General features: G+C 42.1%; 15 protein-coding genes. 14 read left to right on the top strand and 1 reads right to left on the bottom strand.

Annotated features, from left to right (window positions below; all coding sequences use genetic code 11):
- Nucleotides 1-29: 29 nt before the first annotated feature.
- A complete protein-coding gene (locus E1963_RS10120; protein ID WP_132277657.1) occupies nucleotides 30-1,196 on the bottom strand; it encodes an alanine dehydrogenase in 1,167 nt (388 codons plus the stop codon).
- A 282-nt stretch (nucleotides 1,197-1,478) separates the two neighbouring features.
- Here E1963_RS10120 and ppdK point away from each other — a divergent pair, with 282 nt between their 5' ends.
- The 14 genes from ppdK to E1963_RS22665 all read left to right on the top strand — a co-directional run bounded on the left by ppdK (nucleotide 1,479) and on the right by E1963_RS22665 (nucleotide 13,351).
- A complete protein-coding gene (gene ppdK / locus E1963_RS10115; RefSeq protein ID WP_132277655.1) occupies nucleotides 1,479-4,103 on the top strand; it encodes a pyruvate, phosphate dikinase in 2,625 nt (874 codons plus the stop codon).
- A gap of 308 nt (nucleotides 4,104-4,411) precedes the next feature.
- Nucleotides 4,412-4,861 (top strand): helix-turn-helix domain-containing protein, encoded by a 450-nt coding sequence (locus tag E1963_RS10110; RefSeq protein WP_132277653.1) that lies wholly within the window; start codon nucleotides 4,412-4,414, stop codon nucleotides 4,859-4,861.
- A 52-nt stretch (nucleotides 4,862-4,913) separates the two neighbouring features.
- A complete protein-coding gene (locus tag E1963_RS10105) occupies nucleotides 4,914-5,837 on the top strand; it encodes an ABC transporter permease (protein ID WP_132277651.1) in 924 nt (307 codons plus the stop codon).
- 76 nt (nucleotides 5,838-5,913) lie between these two features.
- A complete protein-coding gene (locus tag E1963_RS10100; RefSeq protein WP_243117666.1) occupies nucleotides 5,914-6,507 on the top strand; it encodes an ABC transporter ATP-binding protein in 594 nt (197 codons plus the stop codon).
- Nucleotides 6,508-6,633: 126 nt separating this feature from the next.
- Complete coding sequence (locus E1963_RS10095) at nucleotides 6,634-7,725, top strand: sulfurtransferase (RefSeq protein ID WP_167482173.1); 1,092 nt, start codon at nucleotides 6,634-6,636, stop codon at nucleotides 7,723-7,725.
- Nucleotides 7,726-7,860: 135 nt separating this feature from the next.
- Nucleotides 7,861-8,298: a hypothetical protein gene (locus E1963_RS10090; protein ID WP_132277647.1), complete on the top strand. Its 438-nt coding sequence runs from the start codon at nucleotides 7,861-7,863 to the stop codon at nucleotides 8,296-8,298.
- 46 nt (nucleotides 8,299-8,344) lie between these two features.
- Entirely contained in the window at nucleotides 8,345-9,685 is a 1,341-nt protein-coding gene (locus E1963_RS10085; RefSeq protein ID WP_132277645.1) for a TIGR04283 family arsenosugar biosynthesis glycosyltransferase, read from the top strand.
- 27 nt (nucleotides 9,686-9,712) lie between these two features.
- Complete coding sequence (locus tag E1963_RS10080) at nucleotides 9,713-10,738, top strand: aminoglycoside phosphotransferase family protein (protein ID WP_132277643.1); 1,026 nt, start codon at nucleotides 9,713-9,715, stop codon at nucleotides 10,736-10,738.
- 65 nt (nucleotides 10,739-10,803) lie between these two features.
- On the top strand, nucleotides 10,804-11,232 hold the full coding sequence (locus E1963_RS10075) for a C-GCAxxG-C-C family protein (protein ID WP_132277641.1): 429 nt from the start codon (nucleotides 10,804-10,806) through the stop codon (nucleotides 11,230-11,232).
- Nucleotides 11,233-11,767: 535 nt separating this feature from the next.
- Nucleotides 11,768-12,256 (top strand): type II toxin-antitoxin system PemK/MazF family toxin, encoded by a 489-nt coding sequence (locus E1963_RS22670; RefSeq protein WP_132277799.1) that lies wholly within the window; start codon nucleotides 11,768-11,770, stop codon nucleotides 12,254-12,256.
- A gap of 31 nt (nucleotides 12,257-12,287) precedes the next feature.
- Nucleotides 12,288-12,425 (top strand): hypothetical protein, encoded by a 138-nt coding sequence (locus E1963_RS19715; protein WP_167482172.1) that lies wholly within the window; start codon nucleotides 12,288-12,290, stop codon nucleotides 12,423-12,425.
- Nucleotides 12,426-12,479: 54 nt separating this feature from the next.
- Nucleotides 12,480-12,737 carry a recombinase family protein gene (locus E1963_RS10060; protein ID WP_132277639.1) on the top strand — a complete coding sequence of 86 codons (258 nt, stop codon included), beginning with the start codon at nucleotides 12,480-12,482 and terminating at the stop codon, nucleotides 12,735-12,737.
- Between the two features lie 2 nt (nucleotides 12,738-12,739).
- Nucleotides 12,740-13,039 carry a recombinase family protein gene (locus E1963_RS10055; RefSeq protein ID WP_132277637.1) on the top strand — a complete coding sequence of 100 codons (300 nt, stop codon included), beginning with the start codon at nucleotides 12,740-12,742 and terminating at the stop codon, nucleotides 13,037-13,039.
- 24 nt (nucleotides 13,040-13,063) lie between these two features.
- Nucleotides 13,064-13,351, top strand: a complete 288-nt coding sequence (locus E1963_RS22665) for a recombinase family protein (RefSeq protein WP_414655369.1) — start codon at nucleotides 13,064-13,066, stop codon at nucleotides 13,349-13,351.
- The last annotated feature ends 50 nt before the right edge of the window (nucleotides 13,352-13,401 follow it).

Below are 13,401 nucleotides of genomic sequence, written 5' to 3'. Positions count from 1 at the left end.
ACCTGATAAGTAATAAAACCTGATAGCTTTTACAGCGTGATAAAATTATGTGAACGGCTTACTGTCGCAGGCGGCGCCGGATCAAGCTTTCTGCCGGATATGCCCAGTATATCTTCCGGGCGTACCCACGGACGGTTCTGCAGTGCGCTTGTCTCCTCATGGGTCAGATAGCCTTTATAGGCCGTCAGGCTTCTCCTGAGGTAGCCATCCCTTGCACAAGCCTCTGCCACGCCGTTGTTCAGTATGCTGCGGAAATGTGGCAGCACAGATGCGGCATAGGCTACAGAAGTAGAATTTGCTATCGCGCCGGGAATATTGCTGACGCAGTAGTGCACGACCCCTTCTTCGACATAACGCGGATTTTCATGTGTCGTCTCGTGAAATGTCTCGAGTGCTCCCTGTTCATCATTGCTGATATCGACGATGACAGAGCCCGGTTCCATCGAGCGTACCATCTCGCGCGTGACGAGGTACTCTGTATTGCCTTTTGGCCATTTCACACAGTTCAGTACCATATCTACAGATGGCAGAAGTGCTTTGACATTCTCCCGGCTTGAAATCATCGTGTCGATGCTCTGCCTGTATTCATTCTGCAGGCTTCGCAGCGTGCCGATGCTGATGTCTGCTACAGTCACCCACGCACCAAGAGCGTGCAGTACAGAGAGGGCCGCCTGCCCTACCGTTCCGCCGCCCAGGATAAGCACTTTCATACCGGGGGCGCCGCCGAGTCCGCTGACGAACTTGCCTTTGCCTCCGTTGATCGTGAGCATGGATTCCAGTCCCATAAGAGCGCCCTGCTTTCCTGCGGCTTCACAGTTCGGAGAGCCGTATCTGTGCGAGTCCTCGGCGGTAAAGGCGATGACTTTTTTGTCCAGAAGAGCCTGCACCTCTTCCGGGTGCGCTGCCGGATGTATACAGGTGAACACGATCTGGTTCTCCTTAAGAAGGTCATATTCAGCCGGCTCGAACTCCTTTACTTTGGCAATAAAGCCGCATGTGCTGTATATCTCCTCCGCGGTATCTGCCATGACAGCGCCCGCGGCCGCATATGTTTCATCAGGGAATCCTGCTTTCTGACCGGCGTTCTTCTGCACATATACAGGATGCCCGTCGGCAATCAGGCCCGCAACCTCAACGGGAGTGGCGATTACACGGTTTTCACCGGTTTTGATATCCTTTAATATTCCTACATTCATGTCTGCTTCCTCTCAATTCTTAGGATAAATATTTCAGGCCATGGCCTGTCCACAATTTTTTATGCATTTTATGCAGAAATGCCTTTTTATTATACACAATATCATGCCTTGCTGCAACAAAAAGTAATGGGAGAAAGGCAGCTTCCGGCAAATGATGAAAATGCCGCAGAAAGCCCTTGTTTTTTGATTTCTTGGGTGTTAAGGGGTTGACGAACACTGTCAAAAACAGTACAATATTATGTGCGACTTAGAAAGTAAAATTAGTTTAGGAGGTCATGACAAATGGCAAAATGGGTTTATATGTTTACAGAAGGTAACGCGACCATGAGAAACCTTCTGGGTGGAAAAGGTGCCAACCTTGCTGAAATGACAAATTTGGGTCTTCCGGTACCACAGGGCTTCACGATTACGACAGAAGCTTGTACCCAGTACTATGAGGACGGAAAAAAGATCAACGATGAAATCATGTCACAGATCATGGAATCCATCACGAAGATGGAAGAGATTACAGGAAAGAAATTTGGCGATAAAGAGAATCCGCTCCTCGTATCCGTACGTTCAGGAGCAAGAGCTTCTATGCCGGGCATGATGGACACGATCCTCAACCTCGGCCTCAACGAAGAAGTCGTTGAAGTATTGGCTAATAAATCAGGAAACCCACGCTGGGCATGGGACTGCTACAGAAGATTCATCCAGATGTACTCTGACGTAGTTATGGAAGTTGGTAAGAAGTATTTTGAAGAGCTTATCGACAAGATGAAAGAAGAAAAAGGCGTTACGGAAGATGTGGATCTTACAGCCGAAGACCTTAAGGTTCTCGCCGGACAGTTCAAGGCTGAATACAAAGAAAAGATTGGACAGGACTTCCCGACAGATCCGAAGGAACAGCTGATGGGAGCTATCAAAGCTGTTTTCCGTTCATGGGACAACCCAAGAGCCAACGTATACCGTCGTGACAATGACATCCCATATTCATGGGGAACAGCTGTCAACGTTCAGATGATGGCATTCGGCAACATGGGCGATACATCAGGAACAGGTGTTGCATTTACACGTGACCCGGCTACAGGCGAGAAGAAGCTCATGGGCGAGTTCCTTATGAACGCACAGGGTGAAGATGTTGTTGCAGGTGTCCGCACACCTCAGAAGATTTCCCAGTTACATGAAGTTATGCCGGAAGTGTACGACCAGTTCGTAGCAATCTGCAATAAGCTGGAAGACCACTACAGGGACATGCAGGATATGGAGTTCACGATCGAAGACAAGAAGCTCTACATGCTGCAGACACGTAACGGTAAGAGAACAGCCCAGGCTGCACTTCAGATTGCATGCGACCTTGTTGACGAGGGCATGATTACAGAAGAAAAAGCCGTTGCCATGATTGACCCGAGAAACTTAGATACATTACTTCATCCTCAGTTTGATGCCGCCGCGCTCAAAGCTGCGACACCAATCGGAAAAGCACTCGGAGCATCACCGGGAGCTGCATGCGGTAAGGCCGTATTTACAGCTGATGATGCGAAAAATTGGGCTGCAAGAGGGGAGAAGGTTATCCTTGTCCGCCTTGAGACTTCTCCGGAAGACATCGAAGGCATGAAGGCTGCGCAGGGTATCCTGACAGTACGTGGCGGCATGACATCACACGCTGCCGTTGTTGCACGTGGGATGGGTACATGCTGTGTATCCGGATGCGGCGACATCGTTATGGACGAGGCAAATAAGAAGTTCACATTAGGCGGAAAAGAGTTCCGCGAGGGAGACGCAATCTCTCTTGACGGTTCCACAGGTAACATCTATGATGGCCTCATTCCTACGGTTGACGCCACAATCGCAGGAACGTTCGGCAGAATCATGGGATGGGCTGACAAGTACAGGACGATGAAGGTTCGTACGAATGCAGACACTCCTGGAGACGCTAAGAAAGCACGTGAGCTCGGTGCAGAAGGTATCGGCCTGTGCCGGACAGAGCATATGTTCTTTGAAGGCAACAGAATCGATGCATTCCGTGAGATGATCTGCTCTGAGACTGTAGAAGAAAGAGAAGCGGCACTTGAGAAGATTCTTCCGGAACAGCAGGGAGACTTTGAAAAATTATATGAAGCGCTGGAAGGCAACCCGGTTACCATCCGTTTCCTCGACCCACCGCTTCACGAGTTCGTTCCTGCGGATGAAGACGACATCAAGAAGCTTGCCGATGCACAGGGCAAGACAGTAGAGCAGATTAAGACGATCATCGATTCCCTTCACGAGTTCAACCCGATGATGGGACACCGTGGATGCCGCCTCGCTGTAACTTATCCTGAGATCGCAAAGATGCAGACAAGAGCAGTCATCCGTGCTGCAATCAACGTACAGAAAGCACACGCTGACTGGAACGTATGCCCGGAAATCATGATTCCGCTCGTTGGTGACATCAAAGAGTTCAAATATGTGAAGAAGATTGTCGTAGAGACAGCAGACGCTGAAATCGCGGCAGCAGGAAGCGACATCAAGTACGAAGTAGGTACGATGATCGAGATTCCTAGAGCTTGCCTCACAGCAGATGAGATTGCGAAAGAAGCCGACTTCTTCTGCTTCGGTACAAACGACCTGACACAGATGACATTTGGCTTCTCACGTGATGATGCAGGCAAGTTCCTCGATGCTTACTATGATGCTAAGATCTTCGAGAACGACCCATTTGCAAAGCTTGATCAGACAGGCGTAGGACAGCTCATGGAGATGGCTATCACAAAAGGCAAGCCAGCCAACGCCAACCTCCACGTAGGTATCTGCGGCGAGCACGGCGGAGACCCGTCTTCTGTAGAATTCTGCAATAAGTTAGGTCTCAACTATGTATCCTGCTCACCATTCCGTGTGCCGATTGCACGTCTTGCTGCTGCACAGGCAGCTATCGCTAATAGGTAGGACTTTTAATCTAGCCTTTAAATTCAGGATAGATTATGAGCAAGCAAAGGCTTTTAGTAAGGCAAATGGCGGTTATCTGCGAGGTTGTCAGTGTAAAGATTTGATTGTAGAAGTGAATATAATTTAATGAGCAACGCTCTGTTCTTTTAGAACAGGGCGTTGTGTTTTTTAGAAAATCTTTGTTAAAATCAAAAAATATCAGGTGAACAAGTGGAATTTGTGACTTTTCTTAGGAAAAATTCGTAATGGGTTATGAAGATAAAAAAGAACGATATATGTAGCATATCTATAGAGAGGAGCGTAAAAAGATGACATTGGGAAAAAAGATAAAAAGAATCCGGGTTTATCGTGGAATGACACAGAAAGAGTTGGGAATTCGATTAGGATATAAAGAGAGTGGAGCAGATGTGCGGGTTGCCCAGTATGAATCGAATCAGCGCAGACCAAAGGAAGATACATTGTATCAGATAGCAGAAATTTTAGAGGTTAGTCCACATAATTTTATCCAACTGGGGGAGGAGAGGCAAGAGGAGCTAATAAGGACACTTTTGTGGATGGAGGAAGAAAGAACAGATTCACTACAAATCTTTTCTATAAACAATACTGAATTGCAGACTGCTAAGGTGGGGATCTGTTTGAGCAACTGGAAGATAGAAAAAATTCTTTTAGAGTGGATGGAAAAAAGAAATGAAATGATAAAAGGCGGAATATCAGAAAGAGAATATTTAGAATGGAAATGGTGTCATATAGGAAAATAATTTTATGATAAACCTGTTTTTATTATAAAAATGGGTGAATAGAATTGGAAAAATGGAAGGAATAAAACGTATTTCTCCACAGTTATATGTTTCAACTCTTGCAGCATCCTGTTGTGATGCGGCAGTACAATTGATTGCATTTGATCCGGCAACGGACTTTGTTGTGCAGCCATGGCTGCAAAGCCAGGATGAACTGAATCTTCAGTACGGAGAAGTTGTAGCCGGATATAATCTGGCGGCGGATGTCGGTGAAACAGTGAGGTTTTATAATACAGACTTTAAAGTCGCTGCCAAACTGGAGAAAACAGGTATGGGTTATGATAATTCTGTGTTTATGTCATTTGACACAATATACAAATTGAAAGATTCAGAAATTGTTGCTCAGACTTTACCGAAAGATAATCTGGAATCTATTATATCCATGTTGATGGTAGATGTAAAAGACGGTGTGACACCGGGAGTATATAAGATAGATATTCAGGAAGCATATCCAGAAGACGAAGAAATTTATGCCTGTACAGCGGATGATTTTATGAGCGGATTGGCAGCGCAGGTGAAGAAGCTGACTGGATACGGAAGTCTCTTGACGCTCTTTTTAGTTATTTCAACATCCCTTGCATTGATTAGTATCTTTGTGATTACGATTAATGAAAGAAAATATGAATTCGGAATTTTTTATACACTGGGCGCCAGAAAGAATCAGGTTGCAAAGATTATACTGACAGAGGCGGCAATTATAAGTTTCGTTGGTGGAATACTGGGGATAGTATTTTCATTCCTTGGAATTACCTTTTTCCATGAGCGGATTAGTATTAATCTGGATATTCCGTATCTGGATATCGGATTTATACAGGTTCTTCCGATTGTTTTGTGGAGTATGGGAATAGCATTACTTGCAGGCTTGTGTGCAGCTCTTTGTTCTGTATATATGATAGCCAGAAAAGAACCATATCGTTTGATCAGGGAAATAGAATAACATGATAAAGATAGACAGATTAACAAAAAGCTTTATCAGAAATGGAGCAGAGTTTCCGGCAGTAAAGGAAGTTGTTATGTCAATTGAAAAAGGCAGACTTGTGGCTGTTATCGGACAATCCGGGAGTGGAAAGACAACCCTTTTTAACATGATTGCAGGCTTGATTAAGCCGACTTCGGGAATCATTACAATTAATGACAAAGATATAACAACGCTGTCAGAAAAAGAACTGGCGAAATACCGCAATCAGGACGTGGGGTATATCTTGCAGGGGAACAGTATGCTGAATAACTTTACGGTGCTGGATAATGTATGTATGCCTGCATATCTTTCAGCATGTAAGGAGGAAGTTCGCTTACGAGCCAAAGAACTTCTGGCAGAGATGGGATTAAAAGGATATGAAAATGAATATCCTAAGAATCTATCAGGCGGAGAGGTAAAGAGAGTATCAATTGCCAGGGCAATGATCAATAACCCGGTACTTTTGCTGGCAGACGAACCGACCAGCAATTTAGGTCCGGAGAATTCACGTAAAGTTATGGAATTACTACAGAAAATCAGTGAAAATGGTACAGCAGTGCTTGTAAGTACACATGAAATGGAATGTTTGGAATATGTGGATGAAATACTGAAAATGCAGAAAGGCACACTTATAAAATACAGGCCATAAAGGACTGAAATCTATAGCTATTTATAGAAAAAAACAAATAAATAAAATTATATATTATTATAATCAATTTGCTTGAGAATCCTTATGATATTATAATATTTACGCAAAGCAGAGGAGGGAAATGTTGTGAAAAAAAGATTATTTGCTTCATTATTATGTGTAACTATGGCGGCGACTATGATTGTAGGCTGTGGCAGCAAAGAAGAAAAAGCAGAAGAGCCTGCGGCAAAAGAAGAAACAAGTGATGTTCAGGCTGAGTCTGTTGAACAGAGAACCGTATATGTTACACCAGACTGGGTAAAGAGTGTTCAGGACGGCAATCAGGAAGATTACGAAGATTATGTAATTGCAGAGGTCGGTTATGGTGATGTGAAAGATTGTGCTTCTTATAATGAAGGACATGTTTCCGGTGCAATCTATGTAGATAACTGCGAAGTAGAAGATGCAATTGGTGATGTGGAGTCTCCATACAATTTATTGCCAGCAGCAGACATTGAAAAATATCTTCTTGGACACGGAATCACCAAAGATACAAAGGTAATCTTATATGGTGCTGATGTAAGTGGAACTGCACGTCAGGCTTTTGGTTATATTTACGCAGGTGTGGAAGATGTTAAGATCTTAAACGGTGGTATCGAAGCATGGAAGGCAGCGGGATATGGTGTAGAGACAGATGTAAATGAAGGCGAAGAAGCCAAAGACTTCGGTGTAAAAGTCCCTGCACATCCGGAATACTGGACATCTATGGAAGAAGCTAAAGACAGACTTGCAAATGATGATAACTTTAAGTTAGTAAGTGTTCGTAGTGAGGAAGAATGGCTTGGAAAGACAAGTGGTTACAATTATATGGACAAAGCCGGCGAACCGGAAGGCGCTGTATGGGATGGCGGTGGACCTTTAGATCCATATGATATGTCTGGATATATGCATGATGATGGAACAATTAAAAACTTAGATGAGATAAAAACTGATTTATGGAGAGACGTTGATTTTACTCTGGATAATGATTTGGCATTTTACTGTGGTACGGGCTGGAGAGCTTGTATTCCGTTTTTAATTTGTTATGAAGCGGGCTATGATAATGTATCAGTTTACGATGGCGGCTGGTATGAGTGGATGCTGCATGATGAAAACCCGGTGCAGGTAGGAGATCCTGCCAGTGATGATTGCGAGTATACAACAGTTGGTGAACTTCCTACAGATAAAGCTGCAAAATAAGAAATCATTGAGAGCAATGATATTTTAAATAATAAGGTTCGCGTGGAAACGCGAGCCTTATTAATATACCTGGACAGTATTCCGGATTCTTATTATAATTGTACTGAAAAACATATAGATACGGAGGTTTGCGATATGAGGAAGATAGGATATAGCATTGCCCTGTTATTGGAAATTGCATTTTATGCGGGGGCATATATCTTTGACTATTTCACAAAAAAGAAATTAGGAATGAACAGATATGTGGTGTTTTTGAATAATAAGATTGAAGATACAGTGCCTATTCAAACAATTATATATGGAGGCGCTGCAGTAGTGGCAGTCTTAATGATAATTGCCATTCTAATATATTGGAAGAAACATGCACAGCTTAAGAAACTGCCGGGGGTGATGCTCGTGGTATCAGCATTTACGACAGCATTCTATGTGTATTATGCACTGGTGCAGAGCATTGAGACAAAACGTGCATATTATCCGCTGTGTGTATTTTTCCTGGCAGCAGGATTGATTCAGGTTTTGAAGACATTGGTTGGCTGTCTGGTGTGCAGGAAAGAAAATCAAGATGAAAAATAAGCGGGATATTCTATGAACAATCGGAGAAAGAGTAGAAACTTGTAAGATGAAACGTGAAGCGGTTATATTATTTACAAGAGTGCCATATCCTGGCATAACGAAAACGAGATTAATGCCGGTATATTCTGGAAAGGAATGTGCCGAACTACATGCCTGTTTTCTAAGAGATATCTATAAAGAGTGTAAAAAGACAGGAAGAACTGTATTTGTATGCTATACAGGTTTAGGACAAGAAAAGCTCCTGAAGAAGATTCTTCCGAATGTGAAAGACGAAGAATTGATGCTTCAGCAAGGAAATGACTTAGGAGCACGCATGGGAAATGCCATTCAGAAGGTTCTGGAATCCGGCTATGACTCTTGTGTTCTTATGGGAAGTGATGTGCCGGAACTGAAAGCTGCGCAGACAGAGGAAGCATTTGCCGGCTTAAAAGAAGCCGATACGGTATTTATTCCAACCGTAGATGAGGGGTATTGTCTTGTAGGAATGAAGTCATATATACCAGAGGCATTTCAGAATCAGGCTTATGGAAGTGGTTCGGTTCTGGAACATACCATACGTGCAGTGAAAGAAGCCGGGTATCAGACGAAAATATTTGGTGCGGTAAATGATATTGATATGCCGGAGGATCTTCTGGGACTAAAGGAACGAATGAGGAAGAATTGTGTGAAAGCAGAAGACAGTTATACTTACCGATATATGAAAAAGCATCCGAAGATATCTGTTATCATCCCAGTCTATAATGAAGAAACTACGATTGTGAAGCTTCAAGAGCAGTTAAAGAAGTTGCCAGACTGTGAGATTATCTTTGTAGATGGCGGCAGCCTGGATCGCACAGTGGAATTAATCGAAGGAAAATATAAGGTTCTGACCGGTGCAAAGGGCAGAGCGGCACAGATGAATCTTGGAGCAAAAAAAAGTGCAGGAGATATTCTCTTCTTTCTTCATGCAGACAGCGAACTTCCGGACAATCCGATGAGTGAGATTCGAAGAGTGATGAGGCAGTATCGCTGGGGCTGTTTTGGAATTGCATTTCATGAAAAACATTTCTTCCTGTGGACATGTCAGGTCATTTCCAATCATAGAATTAAGGACCGAAAAGTTGTGTTTGGGGATCAGGGAATCTTTATTGACAGAGATTTGTTCTTTGAGATTGGCATGTATCCGGAGCTTCCGATTATGGAAGATTATCAATTCTCATTGACATTGAAAGAGCGGGGAGAAGCAATCGGAACGACAAGGCATCACATATATTCATCATCCAGAAGGTTCAAAGGGAATACGATGACGAAACTTCGGATTATGTGGAAAATGAATCGGCTTCGAAAAATGTATCGTGATGGAGTTGATATCGAGATAATTTCCAGAATGTATAAAGATATTCGATAGGGAGATGTAGACGAAAGGGCATAATCTATGGACAGAATTGATGGCTTGAAGCAATATGTAAAAAATGAAAAATATAGAACGGCAATGGAACTTCCAAAAGATCAGACGGAAAATTATGAATTTCTGGCGCAGGGAGAATATAACATTAATTATACTTTCTTTCATCCGGTTATGAACCGGAAACTTGTACTTCGTGTGAATATAGGAAGCCAGATGCACTTGGAACACCAGGTTGAATATGAGGCTCATGCTTTGAAGTTATTGGAATCTTCAGGAAGGACGCCGAAGGTATTGTATGTAGATGGAAGCCGTGAATTTTTTGAATATGGCATCCTTGTGATGGAATATCTTCCAGGGGAAACGCTGGACTACCATTTGGAGCTGCCGAAGGCGGCAGAGTGTCTTGCGGACATTCACAGCGTCTGTCTGGAAGAGTCCTGTGGACTTTTAAAACCAGAGAATCCGCTGAAAGCCATTCTGGAAGAATGTGAAGAAATGTTTGCGGTATATGAAAAGTCTAATCTGGGAGGCCCTGATAAAAAGAGTAGAATTCGAGGTCTGCTGGAAAAAGGCTGGCGGCAGGTAAACGCATATAAAAATGAAGAGACATACCGGTGCTGCATCAATACGGAATTGAATTCGACGAATTTTCTTGTGAATGGACCGGAAAGTGCGGCATATCTTATAGACTGGGAAAAGCCATTGTATGCAGACCCGGCGCAGGACTTGGGACACTTTATGGCGCCTACGACTACATTCTGGAAGACGGATGTTATATTAACGGAGAAAGAAATGGAAGAATTCCTGAACGATTATATAAAATATGTTGAAGGAAGATATCCTACAGAAGGAGTGAAAGAGCGGGCGTATTTATTTGCAAGAATCAATTGTCTGCGTGGGATTACATGGTGTGCCATGGCATGGGTTGAGTATCAGGCCCCGGATAAACTTATATTCAATGAGTCGACATTTAAGAAGCTGGAGGCATATCTGAATCTGGATTTTCTGGAAATGATAGATAAGCTAATAGGAGAATGTGAAGAATATTCATAGTGAATAAAGTAAAATGGTAAGATAAACTGGAGAGAAAATAAGATTATAGATGGAGGGAGATACATATGACAAGAGAAGAGGCTGCAAAATTATTTATGAAAGGCATTGACTGTTCTCAAATTGTAGCAGGACAATTTACGGAAGAGATCGGAATGGATAAAGATACACTCCGTAAGATGTCTGCAAGCTTCGGCGGAGGAATGATGTGTGGGGAAACATGCGGTGCAGTAACAGGAGCATTGATGGTTATCGGACTTAAATATGGTCATTGTAAAGAGGATGACACGCAGCAGAAAGAAATCATGCAGAAGAAGGTTATGGAATTCAAGGCGCGTTATGCTGAGAAACACCCGTCGACGATGTGTCGTGAATTATTGAAACACGATATTTCACAGCCGGGAGAGATGGAGAAAGTATTAAAAGAAGGTACGATGTTTTCCTATTGTCCATGTGTGGTGGAGGATGCTATCCAGATTCTGCAGGAAATTCTATAAAAGTTGAAGCAGAAAATTTAGAGGGTATTATTCCATCAGGGTTATTAAATAATGGTAGTTTAGAATTACCGTAATACGGAAATGTTGAAGATGACCCACGTGTGCCATTCCATAATGCGGTTGAGCCGGGAAGTTTATTGTCGAATTTCTCAGAGGTGGAAACAAAGAAAATGTGGAATCGTTATCGCTATGATTTATATGCTCTGAAATGTTTTGTAAAAATGGATTATCGGGCTATTTACAAAATATGGGATTGCCGGTGCAGTATCTTTTTAATAACTCGACTATAGTTGAACTCTATGTTATAACGTCCTTATTAAGACTTTGGAGGACATTTCATGAGTAAACAAGAGTCATCTATTTAACTTAGCAACGAAGAAAACGCCTGGATCATTAACATTGCCTGTCAGAAACCGATTGATTTTGGTTATGCTGCTGAACCTTGGATATATGCTAAGTTGACTTCACATATCAGCAAAACTGTTGAAGCATCCGGATATACAAGATTGTCCACCATTCATAAAAGCGAGGGGATATTTTCTATGCAGACTTAAATCCCGTCATAGGAAGTGAGCAGGGAGGTTTTCGTCCGGTATTGGTCATTCAGAATAATACTGGAAATGAATATAGTCCTACAGTAATTGTAGCGGCAATCACGAGCAGATTAAAAATAAAACTTCCTACACATGTATCTTTGAGAAACAGAAAGGGATTGGAGAAAAATTCTGTTGTGCTGTTGGAGCAGATACGGACGTTGGATAAAAAGCGTTTGGAGAATTTTGTAGGGACAATAGACAGATATCAAATGTGGAAAGTAGATGAGGCACTAAGGACAAGTACTGGCATGAGAAAATTGGATAAACCGATTGAAATGTGTCTCTGTCCGGTGTGTGTCAAAGTATTTTATGAATCACCGGAACATTTTGTAAAGAGAGCAGATCGGAATCAACAGAAGAAAGAAACGTGTATGTTCTGTAATAGCAGGAAGGGATACGATTATTTAAAAAGGAAGAAGTATTATTAAAAAATTCAAATAATTATTTGGGAGGATGAATATGAAAGTTGATAATCAATATGCAGCATTTCTTTTGATTGAAATTTTATATGAAAGAGGAATCGTAAATAAAGCTACTTATAATAATGTAGTGAAATATAAAAAAACGTACTGCGATGGAGCTGATTCGCACATTTAACAAGTAGCATAGGTGAAGGGTAGAATAGAGACATCAACAGGAGGTATAAAAAATATGAATGTGAATAAAAATTTAGCATTTGATATGGATATCCAGACACCGTTTCATGTGTTCAAAGATAAAAACAGACAAAGACAGATGGTGTTTTATGGACGAGTATCTACGGAACATGAAGCACAGCTATCGGCACTTGAAAATCAGATTCAATGGTATGATGATCAGGCAGAACGTCATTCGAATTGGGTGGTGGTGAACAAATATATTGATGAAGGGATTACAGGACACAGGCTAAGAAACGACCTGCTTTTTTAAAAATGATTGAAGATGCGAAGGCAGGTAAGTTTGATTTGATTGTTACCCGTGAAGTATGTAGATTTGCGAGAAATACGGTAGATACTCTTGTGGCAACAAGAGAATTGAAAAATCTTGGAGTTGAAGTCTATTTTGTTGAGGATAATATCTGGACAATGGACGGAGATGGAGAATTGCGATTAACCATTATGGCAACACTTGCGCAGGAAGAAAGCCGTAAGGTATCTGAGCGTGTAAAAGCAGGACAACATATCAGTCGCAATAACGGAGTAATTTATGGTAGCGGCAATATATTGGGATAAGATCGTGTTGGTGACACTTATGTTATCAATGAGGAACAGGCAGAAACAGTGCGTATGATTTACGATATGTATCTGCATGATGGAATTGGAGCAACGAAGATTGCGAATGAGTTAAGTATAAGGCGTAGAGTGGCGGCATCTGGAAAAATCAAATGGACATCATCTAATGTCAGCAGAGTTCTGGGAAATCCCACTTATATGGGCTATATGACATATGGAAAATCTTTCAGTAACAATTACTTAGAGCAGAAACGAATAAATAATCATAATAGCGACACATATATGTATGTAAAAGTGATTTTGAACCGATAGTAACAGAAGAAGAATGGTATGAGTGTGAAAGAATTAGCAAAAGAAGAAGA

It is taken from the genome of Extibacter muris, from assembly GCF_004345005.1.
Classification (GTDB): Bacteria; Bacillota; Clostridia; order Lachnospirales; family Lachnospiraceae; genus Extibacter; species Extibacter muris.
This window is presented reverse-complemented; position numbering and strand designations above follow the sequence as displayed.